This is a genomic window from Burkholderia sp. S171 (assembly GCF_009766085.1).
Lineage (GTDB): Bacteria > Pseudomonadota > Gammaproteobacteria > Burkholderiales > Burkholderiaceae > Caballeronia.
Genome location: NZ_LMUF01000027.1, coordinates 1 through 17,391, shown reverse-complemented (window position 1 = coordinate 17,391; position 17,391 = coordinate 1). Strand labels below are relative to the sequence as shown.

Here is a 17,391-nt window from a genome sequence, read left to right as displayed (position 1 = left end):
AAAACGGAGGAGACATGAGCATGCAGATACGAGTATTGGGCGCGGTGAACGTCATGGCCGCGTTGTTGTTCAGTACGGCCGCGCATGCGCAGAGTGCGGGCGACATTGTGGCGAACCTAGGCTGGTTCCATCTCGCCCCGCAGGATTCGAGCAAGCCGCTAACGGTTAGTGCCGTTGGCACGAGCACGACCGAAGCCGGTACGGGAGCATCGGTAGATGGCGCGGACACGTTCGGCCTGACAGCGACGTATTTCATCACCGATCACATCGCTGCCACAGCCGTGCTCGGGGTGCCACCCAAGTTCAATCTGTCCGGGAGCGGATCGCTTTCGTCGCTTGGGCAGATCGGGACGGCTTATGAATGGAGTCCGACCCTGCTGCTGAAGTATTACTTCAATGACGCGGAGAGCCACCTGCGGCCTTATTTAGGCGCCGGTGGATCGTATGTCTGGTATAGCGGGGTGAAGTTGAGTTCTGCCATGTCCAGCGGCAGTTTCCTGTATTCCCCAAGCTATGGGGTCGCGCTGGAGGGACCGACGACAGTCAAGTTGAGCAGTTCGTTTGCGCCGGTCATCAACGCCGGGCTGTCCTACAACATCAACAAGCATTGGTCGGTCGATGCCTCGCTCTCTTATATGTGGTTGTCAACGCGTGCCACGCTGACAACGCAGTCGAAACTGGGCACCGTGACCAGCAGCACCAAGATCAAACTCAATCCGATCATCTCGTTTGTTTCCGTCGGGTATCGGTTCTGATCGGGGTTTACGCTGCTTTGCTTCGCCACCTCGCCTCACCACCTCTTCGCCTCAATCGGGGCTGCCGGCCGTGACCGGATCGAGCCAGAGTTCCTTGCGCTCGACCGGTACCCAAGACGGAAGAAACGGATTGCTCAACTCGATCACGACACGCCGTTCCAGATGCAGGTCGGCAACGGCTTGCCCAAAACTCTTCCGGAAGAGCGCGTCAAAACTTCCATCCTTTCGCATTGCCTCGAGCCCGTCCTTGATTCGCTGGGCGATCAGCGGATCAGACTTGTTGACGTAAAAGAATTGCGCATAGGCATAGCGAATCAGCAGATGGGTATCTATCGCCATCTCGGGGTACTGGGTTCGAAATGAAATGAGCTCAGGCGTGACCTCAAGCGCACCGCGCGGAAACAGGTCGAAACGGCGGTGAACCAGCATCGGGAACAGTTGATCGTAGTGGCTTGCCGTGACCAGGGGGATGCGGTTGAACCGGTAGACGGGCACGTCGCCCCAGTCCTGACCCTGGCCGAGACTCAGGAGACGAAGGCCCTGGATGTCGTTGACTTCATTGACGCGCGCCTGGTTGTCGCGCCGGATCAGCGCGACCCGATAACCGAGGAGACCTTTGTCAATAGGAATGGCAATCGCAATGCTCTGTGCGTTGAGGTCGGGATGACCGGGATCGCTCGCAATCACATTGATCAGGTGACCAGATATGACCTCCTCGATCTCGCGCTGCGTTGACATGGGTTCGGAGTAGACATCAATAACGTAGGGCCCGTACGCCGGGGTCGTATGGTCCAGCGCCGCGATCAGAAAATCCCAGCGCCTTTCGCGAATGACTTCCTCCCGTACGCGAAGGATGCGGATATGCATGGGCGCGGCCGGCGCGGCAAGCGCAGGACTACTGGCTTGGGCGCGGGCAATGCCGGTCATCGATGGGATGATCGCGAGGATGACCGCGAGGGTGACCACAAGGCGGCCCACAAGGCGCCCCACAAGGCGCCCCACGAGGCTCGCCACGCCCGTCATCAGGACGGCGCAGGCCGGGGCACGAATCCCGGCTGTCCGATCGCGTTGCATGTGCCTTCTCCTGGGGGAACCTCCAACCGGGTTAAAGCGCGCCAGCAGACGATTCTTCCGAATCCAGGGCACGCTGCGTCTCATTCGGCCAATTCTGCCACTAGCCGGCCTCGCATCTTCTCATTTTTAATCAGTGTTCCACGGGCACATACTAATTCCCGCTTCGCCTTAGGAGCACTATGCTTTCTACGGCAAAGAGGTATGAACATGCCGCGCAAGATGCCGATGGACGTTTAAAACTCTGACTTGGGGGAAGGCTTGTGGAACTCGAAACCCGCACTTTGGGACGCGTGACGAAGAGACTCGTCCCGTTCCTGATTCTTTGTTATTTCATAGCGTACCTGGACCGCGTCAACGTCGGTTTCGCCGCGTTGCAGATGAATAAGGACCTCGGGTTTTCCTCAAGCGCCTTCGGCTTCGGCGCGGGGATTTTCTTCATCGCCTATTTCTTCTTCGAGGTTCCGTCCAACCTGCTGCTGGAGAAGTTCGGTGCGCGCCGATGGATCGCCAGGATCATGTTCACCTGGGGCATCCTGGCCGGCGCCATGGCGTTCATTCCCGACATCTCGCGGCTGACAGGGCTCTCGCCCGCGCACGTGTTCTACACCTTGCGGGTGTTGCTCGGGATAGCGGAAGCGGGATTCTTCCCCGGGATCATCTTCCTGCTGACGCTGTGGTTTCCAGCGGCGTACCGGGCTCGCGTGGTCGGCTACTTCATGGTGGCCATCCCGCTGTCCACCGTGATAGGCGCCCCTATCTCCGGCGCGTTGCTCAACCTCGATAAACTCGCGACCCTCGCGGGTTGGCAGTGGGTCTATCTGATTGAAGCGTTGCCGGCCCTGTTGTTGTCGTTCGTGGTCCTGCGTTATCTCACCGACAAACCGGCCGACGCAACCTGGCTTGCCGCCGAGGAGCGTGACTGGCTCGTGGCCCGGCAAGCCCAGGAACGCGCGCAGCGGGAGGCCGTGCGTTCCTTCAGCGTGCGCGAAGCCTTGTTCAACCCGCGGGTGCTCGCCGTCGCGCTCATCTATTTCGGCGCCAACGCGACCAACTACGGCCTGAGTTTCTTCCTGCCGCAAATCGTCAAAGGATTCGGCCTTGGCAATGTCCAGACGGGCCTTGTGACGTCGCTGCCGTATGTTGTAGGCGCGTTCAGCATGATCTTGTGGGGACGCCGCTCCGACCGTAAGCTCGAGCGCAAGTGGCATGTGGCCATCCCGCTGCTGGTGGCTGCCGGTGGCATTGCGGCATCGACGGCACTGGATGATCCTGTGCTGAAGATGATCGCGCTGTCCATTGCCGGCTTCGGCATATTCGGCTGCCTGCCGGTGATCTGGACGTTGCCCGCCTCGTTTCTTTCAGGAGCAGCCGCAGCGGGCGGCATTGCCGCGGTGAATTCGCTTGGCAATCTGGCCGGGTTCTTCGGACCCTATGCAATGGGGTGGATCAAGGACAGTACCGGCAGTTTTGCCGCTGGCTTGCTGTGCCTGTCCGGGGCCGGGCTGGTCGGCGTGGCAGCGGTCCTCCTGCTTCGTCATGACAGCGCTTTGGAAAACGCGCCTGGGCCTCTTGTTGAAGAAAGCTCGAGGCACGCTTAGGGCGGGCCGCGTGTCTTAAGGGCTTGAACGGCGTTCAACTTGCGCTTGGAAAGGAGCCTGCAAAGGCCGGCTCCTTTCGTCCCCACTCTGGGCACTGCCTTGCCGGCAATCCCCAGTCATTGCCTGTCCCCACAGCACATTTCGGGTGGCGTAAGGATTTCCTGACAGGGGAATCAGCATACGTCCCTGCCTCTTTTCCGCGTTTCCTGACTGTGTGATTTCTTTCGGCCGCCTAGACTTTGAAGCATCAAAATGGGTCTTACCGGTTATCCGCCATGATTCCGTATCTTTCCGAGCGCGAAAACGCGGTGGAGCATATCCACACTATCTGCCTGCGCTTGTTCGATTCATGGTGCGAGAACAGGAATGTCATTCCGCTCGCGTATCTGATGCATTGCTGGCCACTGATCAATAGCGGTCCCATCTCGATCAGGCGTCTTGCGGACACCATGTGGGAGCTACGAAAATTCCACGCGGAAACGCTCGATGTCGACGAATCGGGCGTGCTGTGCGACCTGGCCGATTGTATCGACGAGATTCTGGGGAACTCGTTCGGCCCGTTTAACATCGCGGCAAACGGCTAGAGTCGCGTGAGCCTTTCTCATTGGGGCGAACTGGGGCGAACGCGAATGAATTTGAAAGCTGGAGGACAACGGTTTCTTCACGTTCGAGACAGGCCGGCAGTCCACCCTAACCATTTCAGTACCGACGGCCGCACCAAGCGTGCCGTCCGCCCGATGAACTCACGATAACCGTCATTCGGCAACGAGTGCAGATTAACGAAAACGAGGTTCCGGGCACTCGCGGGGGGATATGGTTTTCAACACGTTCAGCGCGCTATGGAGTTCGCTGAGCCGCTTTCGCCACAGCGTGGTCCTGCGGCTTCTCGCGACCGTCCTTTTGTTCAGCTGCGTGGTTACGCTGCTGCTCACCGCGCTTCAACTCTACGGCGACTATGAGCGCGGGATCTCGCTCATCCAGAACCGGCTGTCGGATATCGACCGGAGTTATCGCGACAGCCTCAGCGAGGGGTTATGGCGGCTCGACCGGCAGCAGCTTCAACTCGAACTGGACGGCATGCTTCGTCTTGCCGACATTCGTGCCGCCGAGGTCCGTGAGACGGGCTCGGTCGGTTCGCCTTTGGTGGTGCGAGCTGGGCAGCGCATGAAGGACGCGGTCATCTCGCGCGAATTTCCCATCTCTTACCGCGTCCACGGCACGCAACGCGTGCTCGGCACCTTGTATGTCGAGGCGACGCTCTCCGGTCTCTACAGTGAGCTGGCGCAGACCGCGCTCCTGATCCTGGTGAGCCAGGGAGCCAACACGTTTCTCGTTGCGCTGTTCATCATCTATATTTTTTCGCGGCTCGTTACGCGGCACCTGGCCGCTATCGCACGGCTTGTGAGCCGCTACGACTTTCGCGAGTCGCCGCAACCGTTCAGCTTGCAGCGCCGCCAGCCCCGTCGGCCCGACGAACTTGACCGCGTGGTTGCGGCTTTCCATGCGATGGGCGTACGCCTGCACGTTGCCTACCTCGACGAACGTAACGCCGCCAAGCAACGCGAGGCGCTTCGTTCGGCCGAAGCGGCGAACCGCGCCAAGGGCGAATTCCTGGCAAACATGAGCCATGAACTACGCACGCCACTGAACGGCATCCTGGGTTACGCGCAGATCCTGCAACGCGACGGCGGCCTGAGTGAACGGCAGCACGCCGGCGTGGCCGTCATCCAGCGCAGCGGCGAACACCTGCTGACGCTGATCGACGACACGCTCGACTTCGCGAGGATAGAGGCGGGCAAGCTGCGGCTTGAGATCGTCGATGTAGCCTTGGCCGGTCTCATGGATGTAATTCGCGAAATCATCGGCGTGAAGGCGGAGGAGAAGCAGCTCGACTGTGTCTGCGCGATTGCACCCGACGTGCCGAGTGGTGTGCGCGCCGACGCGCGGCGGTTGCGGCAGGTGCTGCTCAACCTGCTCGCGAACGCCGTCAAATTCACCGATTCTGGCAGGGTGAGCCTGCTTGTCACGCAGACCGTTTTCGGGGCGGTACGGTTCGAGGTACGCGACACCGGCATCGGCATTCCGCCGGACCAGTTGAGGAGAGTCTTCGAACCGTTCGAGCAGGTCGGCAATCCCGAGCGTCGCTCCGAGGGCACCGGGCTCGGGCTCGCCATCAGCCGGGAGTTCATGCTGGCGATGGGCAGCGAGATCCACGTCGAGAGCGGGCTCGGGCAAGGCAGTACCTTCTGGTTCGAACTGGCCCCCGCCACGACGGTGCGCTCAGCGTCGTCCCGCGAAGTACCGGACGCACGCGTCGCGACCGGCTACGAGGGGCCGCGCAGGAAGGTGCTGATCATCGACGACGTGGCGGTCAATCGCACCGTCATTACGGAATTGCTGGGCCGGCTCGGTTTCGACATCATCGAGGCAGCAAGCGGCGGCGAGGGACTGGCCAAGGCGCAAAGCGAGCACCCGGCGTTGATTATCACGGACATCGTGATGCCCGGCATGGACGGCCTCGAGGCCACGCGCCAATTGCGCCAGACACCGGGGCTGACGGACGTGCCGATCATTGTGGTGACCGCCAGCCCTTCCAGCCGCGACGAGAGAAAAAGCCTTGAGGCCGGTGTGAATGCATTTCTCCCCAAGCCGGTCGAATTCGGCCGGTTGCTGGCCCATATATGCGCGTTGCTGAACCTTGAGTGGACCTATGCCGTGGGGGCACATTCCGCGCAGTCGTCATTGCCCGATGTGCCGGCTGCCGTGCCGGCGGCGCAAATGGAGGAATTGCATCGCCTTGCGCGGGTCGGCAACATGCGGGACATCATTGCGTGGGCGGACCGGATATCATTGATCGATCCGCAGTACGAACCATTCACAACACATCTGCGTGGACTGGCGAAAGGCTATCAGTCGAAGGCGATCCTTCTGCTCGTAGAGCGCCATCTTGAAGCGAGGCCGGCGCCATGAGCGAGATCAGCGCCAACCTGAGCGGCAGCGCCAGCGAGCCGCCGGCAATCCTGATTGTCGATGACATGCCGGCTAATCTCAGCCTCGTGGTCGACAGCCTCGCCGACCAGGGCTTTCGCGTGCTGGTAGCGCTTGATGGTGAGGAGGCGCTCGAACGCGCGCAGTTTTCGCAGCCGGATCTGATCCTGCTCGACGTCAAGATGCCGGGCATCGATGGCTTTGAAACTTGCCGCCGGCTCAAGATGGACGAGCGCACGCGGGATATCTCGGTGATCTTCATGACGTCGCTGACCGGCATCGAGGATCTGGTCGAAGGTTTCGCGGCCGGTGGTTCGGACTACGTGACGAAGCCCGTCCGGATCGACGAAATGATGGCGCGGATCAGTACGCATCTGGCGCTACGCGCAATGAACAAGCAGCTTGTCGCACAGAACCGGCAACTGTCGAACGAAGTGAGCGTGCGTCAGCAAGCGGAAGCGGCGCTGGCGCGGGCGCGCGACGAACTCGAGGTGCGGGTCGCGCAACGCACCGCAGAACTCGCGCAGGCGAATGCAAGCCTGCGGCTGGAGATTGAGGAGCGCAGGCGGGCCGAAACGAAGCTGCTGTCAAGCGAGGCGCGGTTCCGCAACATTGTGGAGACCAGTCCGCTGCCGTTTTGCATCACGTCGATGCCGCACGGGTCGCTGCTCTACATGAACGAGCCGTTTCGGAAGTTGTTCGGCCTCGTCTCCCAGACCGACACGGTTATTCGCATTGTCGACTTCTATGTGGACCCCGCGACGCGAGACAGGCTGGTGCGGCAGCTTCGCATGCTCGGGGGCTTTCGCAACACCGAAGTGAATTTCAGGCGGCCGGACGGCAGCACGTTCTGGGCGATGCTGACCGCCCGGGTGGCGAGCTTCGACGACGCGCCGGCCATTTACGTCGGCCTCAATGACGTGACGGCGCGCAAGCTGGCCGAGGGGAAATTGCGGGCGAGCGAAGCGAGTCTCGCGAACGCGCAACGGCTTGCGCGGCTCGGTGACTGGGAGTGGGACACAACGGCTGGCGTAATTCATTGGTCTGACGAGATGTATCGGATCCTCGGATTGGCGCCGCATCTTTCGCGGCCAGGCTACCGCACTTTTCTTGCGGCGGTGCATCGCGAGGACCGGGCGTTGGTGCGCGGCGCTGTTCGGGCGTTGCTGCATGAGCGGCGGCCATACGGCCTGGATTGCCGCGTAACGGGCGCCGATGGCGTGATGCGGATAGTCCAGTTCCAGGCCGAGGCCATGCCCGGCACCGGCATTAGAGTCGGAGTCGGCGGTGGGATCGCTACGCAGCCGTTAAAGCTGGTCGGTACGATCCAAGACATTACCGAGCGCAAGAGCATCGAGCACGAACTCCTGGAGTCGCGCGAGCAACTGCGTGAGTTGTCCGCCTACATGGAAGCGATTCGCGAGGAAGAAAGAAAACGTATCGCAATGGAAATTCACGACGAACTCGGGCAGTTGTTGACCGCGCTGAAGATGGACGTTTCATTGCTCAAGATGCGTCTTGCCAATGACTCGGATGCGGCCAAGAAAGTCGACGACATGCGCGAGCTGGTTGAAAAGACGATCTGGATGGTGCGCAACGTCGCGAGTCATCTGAGACCCGCCGCGCTTAATTTCGGCATTGTGTCGGCGCTGGAGTGGTTGGTGGAGGACTTCGGCCGCCGCAAAGGCCTTTCTTGCCAGCTCTGGATCAATGGCCGGGAACCGGCTCTTGATGATGCCCATGCCACTGCAGTATTTCGGATCGTGCAGGCGTCGCTGACCAATGTTGCACGCCATGCGGGCGCGTCGCGCGTAGATGTCACCTTGACCAACACCGAGACCACGCTTGATCTCTACGTCAGCGACGACGGCTGCGGGTTCGATCCGGCTGCAGCCCGCAAAGGGTATTCATACGGACTGCTTGGCATGAGCGAGCGCGCCCGGCTGATTGGGGGATCGCTGCGAATCGACAGCTCGCCTGAAACGGGCACGGTGGTGTCGATTCACGTCCCGTTGGGCGGAGGAGAACGCCCATGATCCGGATCCTGATAGCCGACGATCACGCCATCGTGCGCGGCGGATTGAAGCAGATCATTGCAACCACAGAAGACATTAGCGTGGCGGGCGAGGCAGCGCAGGGCGTTGAGGTAATGGAGAAACTGCGTACCTGCCGCGTCGACCTCTTGCTTCTGGACATGACGATGCCCGGCATCAGCGGTGTTGACCTGATCCGGCGTGTGCGCACCGAACACCCGGCGCTGCCGGTCCTGGTGCTCAGCATCCACAATGAAGCGCAGGTCGTCGCGCGTGCGGTGCGTGCGGGCGCCACCGGCTATGTCACGAAGGACAGCGATCCTGACATCCTGCTTGCCGCCATTCGCAAGCTGGCTGGCGGGGGACGGTTCATCGATCCGAAGCTGGTCGATGTCATGGTCTTCGACACCCATTCCGGCGACGCCGCGCCGCACGAGATCCTGTCGGATCGTGAGTTCCAGGTGCTGCACCTGCTGGCGGCGGGCAAGAGTATCAATGCGATAGCCGATGTCCTGGTGCTGAGCGCCAAGACCATCAGCACGCACAAGATGCGCCTCATGCAAAAGCTTGGCATTGAAAACAACGCCGAACTGATCCGCTATGCGATCAAACACGGGTTGACGTCGGAGCGCGATCGCTCGTAGGGATATTCCGACAGAAAAACCAGCGATCCCTGAAGCCAGAATCGACCGCTCCCGACGGACAAAGACTTTTGATGCTCCTACGATGGTCTCATGGGGCGAAAAAGCAAATCACGGAGAATCTTATGGTTGGGTCGGAGCAGTCATTGCGCGTACTGGTTGAAAAATGGCTGGGCGCGGTGGGCGCCGGGCATCTGCACGTGCGCTCTATTCATCGTATCCGTGCAGGGCGCCGCCGGTGCGTCTGCGTTGAAGTAGAACGTGCATCGTCTGCATTCAGCTCCGCATTCGTTTCTTTCACGCTCTTCTTTTTCCGCCACGACGACGGCGCCTGGCATATCTATCCGCCAGAGGCCGTACGCCCTGCCATGAGTCTCAGCCGGCTGGCCGCTTGAGGCTGCGCGTCGAAAAAAGGAACCTCGTTGCGATGCTGTCTAAAGAAGTGGTTTTGATTAAATGTTCCGTGAGTACGCATCTGCATATAGGGAATGGTTTTGCTTCCCGAAGCTTGGCGGGCATCACGATGGCGGGTTGAGATTCGGCTTGCCCGCATAGGATGCCGCGGCCCACCCCCTGAAATCCATTCCTGCGAGAGGTCGTCGGATGAAATCAGACTTCACCCGTACCGGCGAACTCAAGAGCATTGCAAGCTATCCGCAATGGCTCCAAGACGTAGTCAAGGATTGCGAAGAAGCGAGGCGGAAGGTTGTCTATCACCCGTTGTGCAAGGCCATGACGGACGCGACGCTGGACATCGAAAGCACGCATCGTTTTCTGATCGGCTTTTTTCCCGTCATTGAGCAGTTTCCGCAATTGAAACGGGGTGCGTCGGCACTCATAAAACAGCACTGCGATGGGGCTTAAAGGCCGTCATGGTCACGATTCTTTAACGGAACAGGAGGAGGTCCGAGCGCCGTCAGCAACCAGCTGCCACATGACCAGCGTGTCGGGCTTCACATGCGCCCCGGCCGTGCGCTGTGCGACCCGCAATCCGATACTTTGGGCGAAGCGGGTTAGCAAGAACGCACTAGCGTGTGTCGTCAATCCCATAATCGTGTTTCCAGGCACGCTGGCCAGAGGCATCAAGCGTTCAAACCACAGCATGCCGATATCGTTTCCTAACGGCACAATGCGCGCGCCTGTCGTGCGCGATCTGACCGCAAAAGCGCGGCTGTCCGCCAGGTGTTCGTCGAAGACTAGGGTGAGCGCGTGGCCAGGCGTTACGTGCTCGCTTGATAGCGTTGATGAGTGCAGCATCGTCTGCGCGGGCCATGACACAGGCACGTATGCAGCGGTGAGCGAAGCGGCCGCAAGGAAGTCACGCCGGCTGGTTTTCATCAGTTGTGCGCCCTGGTTTTTCTTGGCCAGATTCCTTGTTTCCCCGGTGACAGAATGCCGTTTGGATCGAGCGCTTCCTTGATGCTCTCGCTCATGCGCATCAGCGCGTGATTGTTGAAATCGTACTGGGATGCGGCAAGATCCATGAAGGCGAGGTGGGTTCTGTATTGACCATAACCTGCTGCGCCAAAGTCGTCGATCAACGTCTTCAGAAGTTCGCCCGCGTCGCGCGCTTGCGCCGGATCGTCACGATTAAAGATTGCCGCAAAGATGTGATGCATGCTGCGCGGGCCGGCTGTAAAACCGCCGTAGTAGTCGAAGCCATAGTGCGCTGCCCGGTCCCTGATCATTCGATATTGCCGGACCGCGTCGCGCCCAAGCGGCGCACAGACGGGCGAGAAATCGATGTGCGCACCGGAGCCACCGCGCCAGTTCAGCAATTTGAATGCGTCGAGATTGGGAATGCCGACCTGGCTGCGATCGCCGCCGCCTTCGGGTTCAACGCTGGCATGGGTATAGGAAGATTCCATCAACTCCGCGTCTGCGATGGATGCAAAGCGCTGGTGTATCACATCGCGACGCGCCTTCACCAGCGCTTCCGGGCCATACAGGCAGAAGCGGAGATTCCAGCGGCCTATGCCGAGCGTGCGCGTCATGGTCGCTATGGCGGTATCAGGTATTGGACCCGGGCCGTCGTACCATTGCTTGCGCGTCGACACGCCGGCGGCCCACCGCACCGCACTTTCGATCACTGCGTTGCTTTGTATCGTGCCATCGAGTTTCAAGGGGCGTAGCGTCTCAACAATACTTTCAAGGTCGGCGTCATGCTTGAATTGATAGCGGCACAGCATGTAGCCTTCGGGCTTGGGCATTAACCAGATACCAAGCTTGGTGACAATGCCAAAATTCGACTGCATGAACATGGTGTCGTAGGAAGGACCGAAACCCGCCTTGAATACTTGCCAGTCCTGATTGTTGTTCATTGCACCCATGCCGGTGCGTACGATCTCGCCGTTCGCGAGCATCACTTCCATGCCGCATTGCATGGCCGCGTGATCGCCGTATGCCGTCGTGCCGAAGCCGCGCTCCAGTGTATTGCCAATCACGCTGCCCCAGCCGGCGGCAGGCGGATCGAGCCACAACCGGATGCCTTGCGCTTGCAGTGCGCGATAAAGATCGTAGTAGCTGACACCCGGTTCGACCAGCGCATAACTGAGCGTCTCATTGATCTCGATGATCCGGTTCATGCGCTGCAAGTCCAGCACGACAGAGCCTCTAAGCCGGGGTGCCGCCCCGCCATAAGCGAAGTTGCGTCCGGTCGATACGCTCCACAACGGGACGCCATAGCGGTTCGCTACGCCGAGCACAGCGCCCAGCTGCTCGACATTCGACACCATCACAATGGCCGACGCTTCATACGCGTGTGCGTCGCCAGGCGCGAACGGATCCAGATACGGCTCCGCGCCACCGTCTTCCGCGAGAACAGCGTTTTGCCCGACGATTGCCCTGAATGCATCGAGCGCCCGCTGAAAATCAGACTCCGGCATTCCGGGAGGACGCGGAGGATCACTCACGGACCTGGCATCCGGCACACGTTCAGCAACATAACGGTTTTAATCGGTTTCAACCGAAGTACGTCAATAGCCGCCGCTACTGGTGCTGCCGGTCGAACTCGACCCCGAGGCCGGGGCTGAACCGTCGGTTTGACATCCGGTAAGGGAGATCGCAAGCGAGACGGTCAGGACAGCCAGCAACGTTGATGCTATGCGTTTGAAGTTCATTTGTTTTCCCCATGAATTTTGGACAAGCGCGCACTCACCGCGAGCGCGATGTGCGGCACTCGTGAACTAAACGAACGGAGGCGCCAGATTATTCCTTTTTTTTGACAAGGTGACTTTGCTGCGCCGATTCAAACGCATGAAGCTCGCTTTTAATGATCCGCCGCCCCAGGACGGATTCATCGGCAGATCGAGCGAGCGCTTCCGCCCGGAATGGTCGGCGTGATGGTTGACGCTCCACATCTTTGTCCCGCCAACAAACCGCGCTGTCCGGCGGTCACCCTGTGGTCCGTAATCGTATGATGAAAATAGCTCGATGGAGCGGAATAGCGACTACGGCAGCCAGCGCGCCGAAATGTTCTCGCTAAATAGACAGGCTTCGTTGAAGGCCGCGCGGCGGCAAAACTTAGTTTAGAAATTTCAAAACTAATTGTTTTGTTTTCAGGATTTTTTACCGCCTACGCTATATGCGACATTGCTTTCACAAGAACGGCGCGGTGCCGGTCCCACGATCAAGACTCTGCCAATGCAACTGGACATCTTTCGTTCGCTCTGGGGCCATCGGGGCGACCGGCGCAGTACCTTCAGCGACGTCCGCGAGGCTGGCCTGGCCGGCATAGAGGCCCGCCTTCCGCCAACGGCGGATGAGCGTGCTGCGTTGCTGCAGGACTTGAATGAACATGGACTCGACTACATCGCGATTGTCTTCACCGACAACGCGGTGTTGCCCGACCAGCGCGCGACGCCCGCGCAACACTTGGAAGACCTGGATCGCAAGCTCGGATCGGCCGAGGATTTGTCGCCACGGTTTATCAACGTGCTGGCCGGCAATGATCGATGGCCGCTCGCGCAGCAGGTGGAGTTCTTCGGCAATGCGCTTGAGCTCGCACGAAAACACGACCAGTTTTGCAGTTTCGAAACGCATAGAGCGCGATCCCTGTATAGCCCGTGGGTGACGCTGGACGTGATCCGTCAGATGCCTGACTTGCGTTTCACCAGCGACATCAGTCATTGGGTGGTCGTATGCGAACGCCTGCTCGATGACGCCGAGGACGACCTCACGCCGTTCATTGAACGTGTGCATCACATCCAGGCACGCGTGGGTTATGACCAGGGTCCACAGGTGCCGCATCCAGCCGCCGCCGAATATTCATTGCCGCTCGCCTTTCATCAGGACCACTGGGCTTCCATCTGGCGTTCACAAGCGGCGCGCGGCTACCAGACCACGACGCTCACGCCCGAGTTTGGACGGGACGGTTACCTGCATCATCTCCCGTTCACCGATGTTCCGGTCGCCGATCTGTCCCAGCTCAACGAGTGGATGGTGCACGCGGAACGCGAGCATTTCAGTCAGATTGATTTCAGCCAGATCATGGACCCGCACTGACCCCAGGAGCCATACGCGATGCAAGCGAACCACGCCGGCGAAACTGCGCCAGACAAAAATTTCACATCGATTCCAGTAATCGACATCTCCGGCCTGTTCAGTGACACGCTAACGGATCGTCAAGCGGTTGCGGCCGAGCTTGGTCGAGCCGCTCGAAACATCGGATTCCTCTATATTTCTGGACACGGGATAGAGTCCGCAGTCATCAACGGTCTGAGGCAGGCAGCCAAGGACTACTTCAGGCAGCCGATCGAAAAGAAGATGGAGCACTACATAGGCACGTCCGATACCCACAAGGGATTCGTGCCTGAAGGTGAAGAGGTCTATGCGAAGGGCAAGCCGGATCACAAGGAGGCGTTCGACGTCGGCTTCGAAGTTCCCGCCGATGATCCCCTGGTGCTCGCTGGCACTCCGTTGCTAGGACCAAATCATTGGCCCGTGCTCGATGGTTTCAAACCGGCCGTTCAACGCTACTACCAGCAGGTGTTCGCGCTTGGACGTGTGCTGTTCCATGGCTTCGCGCTGGCCTTGGGCCTGCCCGAGGACCACTTCGACGAGCTGGTCACGCGACCGCCCTCGAAGCTGCGCCTGATTCATTATCCGTTCGACGGCGCTGCTCAAGATGCGCCCGGCATCGGCGCGCATACCGACTATGAATGCTTCACGATCCTGCAAGCCGACGCGCCCGGCCTTGAAGTGATGAACGGTCTTGGCGAATGGATCGATACGCCGCCGCTGCCGGGGACGTTCGTTGTGAACATTGGCGACATGCTGGAAGTGATGACCTCCGGCGCATTTGTTGCCACGGCCCACCGCGTGCGCACCGTTCGCGAGGAGCGCTACTCGTTCCCGCTGTTCTACGCATGCGACTACCACACGCTCATCAAACCGCTGCCGGCCTTTGCGAAGGAGGGCGACGAGTACGAGGAGATTGCGATTGGCGAACACATGTATGGGCAGGCGCTGCAAACCTACACCTACCTGCGCCAGCGCGTGGCCGAAGGACGCGCGACGCTGCCCTCGCGTGCACGCAAACCGTCCAGTTTCGGGCACCTGAAAAAGGCGGGCCAACCAGACTGATCACCGGCCGGGCGACTGAGCAAGTTCATCAACACACCAACCCTTCTTCGAGCGGAGTCACACGATGATTTTCAAGCCGGACACCAAGCGCTTCCTGATCGCAGCCGCGACTGCCGTCTTCGCCGGCGCATATGCCATGACCGGTGCGTTTGCACAGACGCCGGCTAACGGCGTTACGCTCGCGCCCGGCCAGTTCAAGGTCGGCATGGAGATCACCTACCCGCCGTTCGAGTCTTATGAAGGCGACAAGGTGGTCGGCTCCGATCCCGATTTTTCACGGGCGCTCGCCAAGCAATTCGGCGCTAGCGCAAGCTTCGTCGACACGCGTTTCTCCGGTCTTATCCTCGGCTTGAACGCACGTCACTACGACGCGGTCATCTCCGGCATGTATGTGACGCCCGAGCGCGTCGCGCAGGCCCAGGCGATTCCTTACGCGCAGACCTCGGCGGCGATCATGGTGGCCGCCAGCAGCACGATCAAACCCAAGACGCCCGAAGAACTGTGCGGGCTGCATGTGGGTCTCGAGCAGGGGACGACGTGGGTAGCGAAGTTGCAGGCGTTGTCGAAGGATTATTGCAAGGCGAACGGCAAGGGCGAGATCACCGTCAGCGAATATCCTTCCGCACCAGAAGTGTTGCAGGCGCTGCTTTCGAATAACGTGCAGGCGCAGATGGAAATTGCCGGCGCGGCTCATGCGCTGGCCGCTAAATCGTCGGGTCGGGTAGTGGTGGTGCAGTCTCCCCAACTGATCTATCCGCAGACGCTGGGTATCTATGTGAGAAAGGACGACACGGCGCTCTACGACACCCTGACCAAGGCATTCGACGCGTTGAAGAAAAACGGCGAGTACGAAGCCATGCTCAAGAAATACAACCTGTCCATGCCGCCTGCCAAGTCGTCCTGATCTCCGGCGATACCTGATCCGCGCACCGCGCACCGCGTCTAGCGAGAGGCACTCATGCACTACGATTTCCCCTACCTGCTGTCGCTATTCGCGTTGCCCGCCTTCTGGCAGGCCTGCGTGACCGTGGTCGAACTCAGCGCGCTTTCGTGGCTGACGGGCCTGGTGCTGGGTTTTTTGCTTGCGTCGGCGAAGCTGTCCCAGTCGCGCTGGCTTTCATTGCCTGCCGCTACTTACATCTGGTTTTTTCGAAGCGTTCCGCTGTTGGTCCTGGTCGTATTCGTCTACAACCTGCCACAGCTTTTTCCTGCTAGCGGCGTGGCGTTGTCGCATCCGTTCTTCTCCGGTTTCGTTGCCTTGGCGCTCACGGAGACCGCTTACATGGCGGAGATTCATCGCGGCGGATTGTTATCCGTGGCTAAGGGACAGCACGAGGCGGGCGCGGCGCTAGGCATCCGCCCGATCGGCCTGCAACGGTTGATCGTGATTCCGCAGGCGCTTCGCATTGCGTTACCGACACTGATCAACGAATTCATTACCTGCGTGAAACTGACGTCGCTGATTTCGGTGATATCGCTAAGCGAGTTGCTGCTGGTCGGACAGCGGCTGTATTCGCAGAACTTCCTGGTGATGGAAACCTTGTCGGCCATCGCCATCTATTACGTGTTGATCGTTACTGTTTTCGGATGGTTGCTGCAGTATGTCGAGCGTCGTGTTGATCTTTCGAAGCGCAAGCCGGAAACGCTTGCGGCTGAGCAAATAGCGGCGCTGCGCACGCGGCTTGTACCGGTTGCGCCGGTTGCGTCGGCTCATGCCGGGCCGGACGGCAAGGGCGCGCCGCATGCGTTGTTGCTCAAGAACCTGCATAAGCGTTACGGCGAACATGAGGTGCTCAAGGGCATCGGCCTGGAGGTGAAGGCTGGCGAAGTCATTGCGGTGATCGGGCCGTCGGGTTCGGGGAAGACGTCGTTGATCCGCACGATCAATGCGCTTGAGCCGATTGATCAGGGAGAGATCATCTTGTTCGGCAAGACCTTCATTTCCGCCACCGATAAAACCAATATCCGGCGCGTGCGCGATGGCGTGCGGCACATTGGCATGGTGTTCCAGAGCTTCAATCTTTTTCCGCACCGGACCATCCTGGAGAACGTAGCGCTCGCGCCGCATTATCACGGGCGTGGCAAGCGGGCGGATGTGACTGCGAGGTCGCTGGCGTTGCTGGACAAGGTGGGGCTGCTTGCACACGCGTACAAGTATCCGCATCAGCTTTCGGGAGGGCAACAGCAGCGCGTGGCGATTGCACGGGCGCTGGCGATGGACCCCGCCATCATGCTGTTTGACGAGCCAACGTCGGCGCTGGATCCGGAGCTTGTCGGCGACGTGCTCAACGTGATTGGTGAGCTTGCGAAGGAAGGGATGACGATGATTATCGTCACGCATGAGATGGACTTTGCGATGTCGATTTCCGACCGGATTGTGTTTATGGAGAATGGTGTGATCGAGCTCGATGCGGCACCCGATGCGATCAGGCATCAGGATGGCGCTGAACGCGTGCGGCGGTTTATTGGTGTGACAAGAGAAGGGGCGCAACAGGGTGTTTCGCTCGCGCCGGTGGACGGGGTGGGGGTTTTGGGGTGTTAGGGTTTGGGGTTGGTCGGGGTCAGTGCCGGGGTGGTGGTTTTGGTGTTAGTGGTCGGGGTCTATGCCGGGTTGCTGCTTTCAGGGTTAGTGGTCTGCATGAGTCGGATTTTCTCTTTATCACTGTTAGCCACTGTGCGTGGCGGCACGTCATTTCTGATATGACTTTCCGTGTCAAGC

The 17,391-nt window shown here is 59.9% G+C and carries 14 protein-coding genes; 12 read left to right on the top strand and 2 right to left on the bottom strand.

All coding sequences use genetic code 11. The features are described 5' to 3' along the window. Nucleotides 1-14 precede the first annotated feature (14 nt). On the top strand, nucleotides 15-755 hold the full coding sequence (locus GSQ93_RS13210) for an OmpW family protein (RefSeq protein WP_174254613.1): 741 nt from the start codon (nucleotides 15-17) through the stop codon (nucleotides 753-755). Between the two features lie 51 nt (nucleotides 756-806). On the opposite strand, the gene GSQ93_RS13205 is transcribed toward GSQ93_RS13210, so the two are convergent. Next, complete coding sequence (locus tag GSQ93_RS13205; RefSeq protein WP_158936135.1) at nucleotides 807-1,829, bottom strand: amino acid ABC transporter substrate-binding protein; 1,023 nt, start codon at nucleotides 1,827-1,829, stop codon at nucleotides 807-809. 260 nt (nucleotides 1,830-2,089) lie between these two features. On the opposite strand from GSQ93_RS13205, the gene GSQ93_RS13200 reads away from it, so the two are divergent. From GSQ93_RS13200 to GSQ93_RS13170, 7 genes are all read left to right on the top strand, one after another. Further along, a complete protein-coding gene (locus tag GSQ93_RS13200) occupies nucleotides 2,090-3,427 on the top strand; it encodes an MFS transporter (protein WP_158936134.1) in 1,338 nt (445 codons plus the stop codon). Nucleotides 3,428-3,702: 275 nt separating this feature from the next. Beyond that, nucleotides 3,703-4,011 carry a hypothetical protein gene (locus GSQ93_RS13195; RefSeq protein WP_158936133.1) on the top strand — a complete coding sequence of 103 codons (309 nt, stop codon included), beginning with the start codon at nucleotides 3,703-3,705 and terminating at the stop codon, nucleotides 4,009-4,011. 229 nt (nucleotides 4,012-4,240) lie between these two features. Then, nucleotides 4,241-6,397, top strand: a complete 2,157-nt coding sequence (locus GSQ93_RS13190) for an ATP-binding protein (protein WP_158936132.1) — start codon at nucleotides 4,241-4,243, stop codon at nucleotides 6,395-6,397. Further along, nucleotides 6,394-8,451, top strand: a complete 2,058-nt coding sequence (locus GSQ93_RS13185; protein ID WP_158936131.1) for a response regulator — start codon at nucleotides 6,394-6,396, stop codon at nucleotides 8,449-8,451. The genes GSQ93_RS13190 and GSQ93_RS13185 overlap by 4 nt, the downstream gene beginning before the upstream one ends. Next, nucleotides 8,448-9,092 carry a response regulator transcription factor gene (locus tag GSQ93_RS13180; RefSeq protein WP_158936130.1) on the top strand — a complete coding sequence of 215 codons (645 nt, stop codon included), beginning with the start codon at nucleotides 8,448-8,450 and terminating at the stop codon, nucleotides 9,090-9,092. The genes GSQ93_RS13185 and GSQ93_RS13180 overlap by 4 nt, the downstream gene beginning before the upstream one ends. A 122-nt stretch (nucleotides 9,093-9,214) precedes the next feature. After that, nucleotides 9,215-9,484, top strand: coding sequence for a hypothetical protein (locus tag GSQ93_RS13175; RefSeq protein WP_158936129.1), 270 nt, complete (start codon nucleotides 9,215-9,217; stop codon nucleotides 9,482-9,484). A 208-nt stretch (nucleotides 9,485-9,692) separates the two neighbouring features. Then, nucleotides 9,693-9,953 (top strand): hypothetical protein, encoded by a 261-nt coding sequence (locus tag GSQ93_RS13170; RefSeq protein WP_158936128.1) that lies wholly within the window; start codon nucleotides 9,693-9,695, stop codon nucleotides 9,951-9,953. Nucleotides 9,954-10,426: 473 nt separating this feature from the next. Here the strand turns inward: GSQ93_RS13170 and GSQ93_RS13165 are convergent, their stop codons facing one another. Continuing rightward, nucleotides 10,427-11,974 carry an FAD-binding oxidoreductase gene (locus GSQ93_RS13165; RefSeq protein ID WP_158936182.1) on the bottom strand — a complete coding sequence of 516 codons (1,548 nt, stop codon included), beginning with the start codon at nucleotides 11,972-11,974 and terminating at the stop codon, nucleotides 10,427-10,429. Nucleotides 11,975-12,731: 757 nt separating this feature from the next. Between GSQ93_RS13165 and GSQ93_RS13160 the strand changes: the two genes are divergently transcribed. The 4 genes from GSQ93_RS13160 (at nucleotide 12,732) to GSQ93_RS13145 (ending at nucleotide 17,214) form a co-directional block, all read left to right on the top strand. Beyond that, on the top strand, nucleotides 12,732-13,592 hold the full coding sequence (locus GSQ93_RS13160; protein ID WP_158936127.1) for a sugar phosphate isomerase/epimerase: 861 nt from the start codon (nucleotides 12,732-12,734) through the stop codon (nucleotides 13,590-13,592). A gap of 18 nt (nucleotides 13,593-13,610) precedes the next feature. Beyond that, on the top strand, nucleotides 13,611-14,672 hold the full coding sequence (locus GSQ93_RS13155) for an isopenicillin N synthase family oxygenase (RefSeq protein WP_158936126.1): 1,062 nt from the start codon (nucleotides 13,611-13,613) through the stop codon (nucleotides 14,670-14,672). A 64-nt stretch (nucleotides 14,673-14,736) separates the two neighbouring features. Continuing rightward, complete coding sequence (locus tag GSQ93_RS13150; RefSeq protein WP_254073864.1) at nucleotides 14,737-15,576, top strand: transporter substrate-binding domain-containing protein; 840 nt, start codon at nucleotides 14,737-14,739, stop codon at nucleotides 15,574-15,576. Nucleotides 15,577-15,630: 54 nt separating this feature from the next. Further along, nucleotides 15,631-17,214 (top strand): amino acid ABC transporter permease/ATP-binding protein, encoded by a 1,584-nt coding sequence (locus GSQ93_RS13145; protein ID WP_158936125.1) that lies wholly within the window; start codon nucleotides 15,631-15,633, stop codon nucleotides 17,212-17,214. The last annotated feature ends 177 nt before the right edge of the window (nucleotides 17,215-17,391 follow it).

What these genes read in the sequence shown, in the direction of transcription:
- GSQ93_RS13205 (WP_158936135.1), bottom strand. Translation starts at nt 1,829, where the DNA reads ATGCAACGCGATCGGACAGCCGGGATTCGTGCCCCGGCCTGCGCCGTC.
- GSQ93_RS13170 (WP_158936128.1), top strand. Translation starts at nt 9,693, where the DNA reads ATGAAATCAGACTTCACCCGTACCGGCGAACTCAAGAGCATTGCAAGC.
- GSQ93_RS13165 (WP_158936182.1), bottom strand. Translation starts at nt 11,974, where the DNA reads ATGCCGGAGTCTGATTTTCAGCGGGCGCTCGATGCATTCAGGGCAATC.
- GSQ93_RS13155 (WP_158936126.1), top strand. Translation starts at nt 13,611, where the DNA reads ATGCAAGCGAACCACGCCGGCGAAACTGCGCCAGACAAAAATTTCACA.
- GSQ93_RS13145 (WP_158936125.1), top strand. Translation starts at nt 15,631, where the DNA reads ATGCACTACGATTTCCCCTACCTGCTGTCGCTATTCGCGTTGCCCGCC.
- GSQ93_RS13210 (WP_174254613.1), top strand. Translation starts at nt 15, where the DNA reads ATGAGCATGCAGATACGAGTATTGGGCGCGGTGAACGTCATGGCCGCG.
- GSQ93_RS13185 (WP_158936131.1), top strand. Translation starts at nt 6,394, where the DNA reads ATGAGCGAGATCAGCGCCAACCTGAGCGGCAGCGCCAGCGAGCCGCCG.
- GSQ93_RS13195 (WP_158936133.1), top strand. Translation starts at nt 3,703, where the DNA reads ATGATTCCGTATCTTTCCGAGCGCGAAAACGCGGTGGAGCATATCCAC.
- GSQ93_RS13150 (WP_254073864.1), top strand. Translation starts at nt 14,737, where the DNA reads ATGATTTTCAAGCCGGACACCAAGCGCTTCCTGATCGCAGCCGCGACT.
- GSQ93_RS13175 (WP_158936129.1), top strand. Translation starts at nt 9,215, where the DNA reads ATGGTTGGGTCGGAGCAGTCATTGCGCGTACTGGTTGAAAAATGGCTG.
- GSQ93_RS13160 (WP_158936127.1), top strand. Translation starts at nt 12,732, where the DNA reads ATGCAACTGGACATCTTTCGTTCGCTCTGGGGCCATCGGGGCGACCGG.
- GSQ93_RS13190 (WP_158936132.1), top strand. Translation starts at nt 4,241, where the DNA reads ATGGTTTTCAACACGTTCAGCGCGCTATGGAGTTCGCTGAGCCGCTTT.
- GSQ93_RS13180 (WP_158936130.1), top strand. Translation starts at nt 8,448, where the DNA reads ATGATCCGGATCCTGATAGCCGACGATCACGCCATCGTGCGCGGCGGA.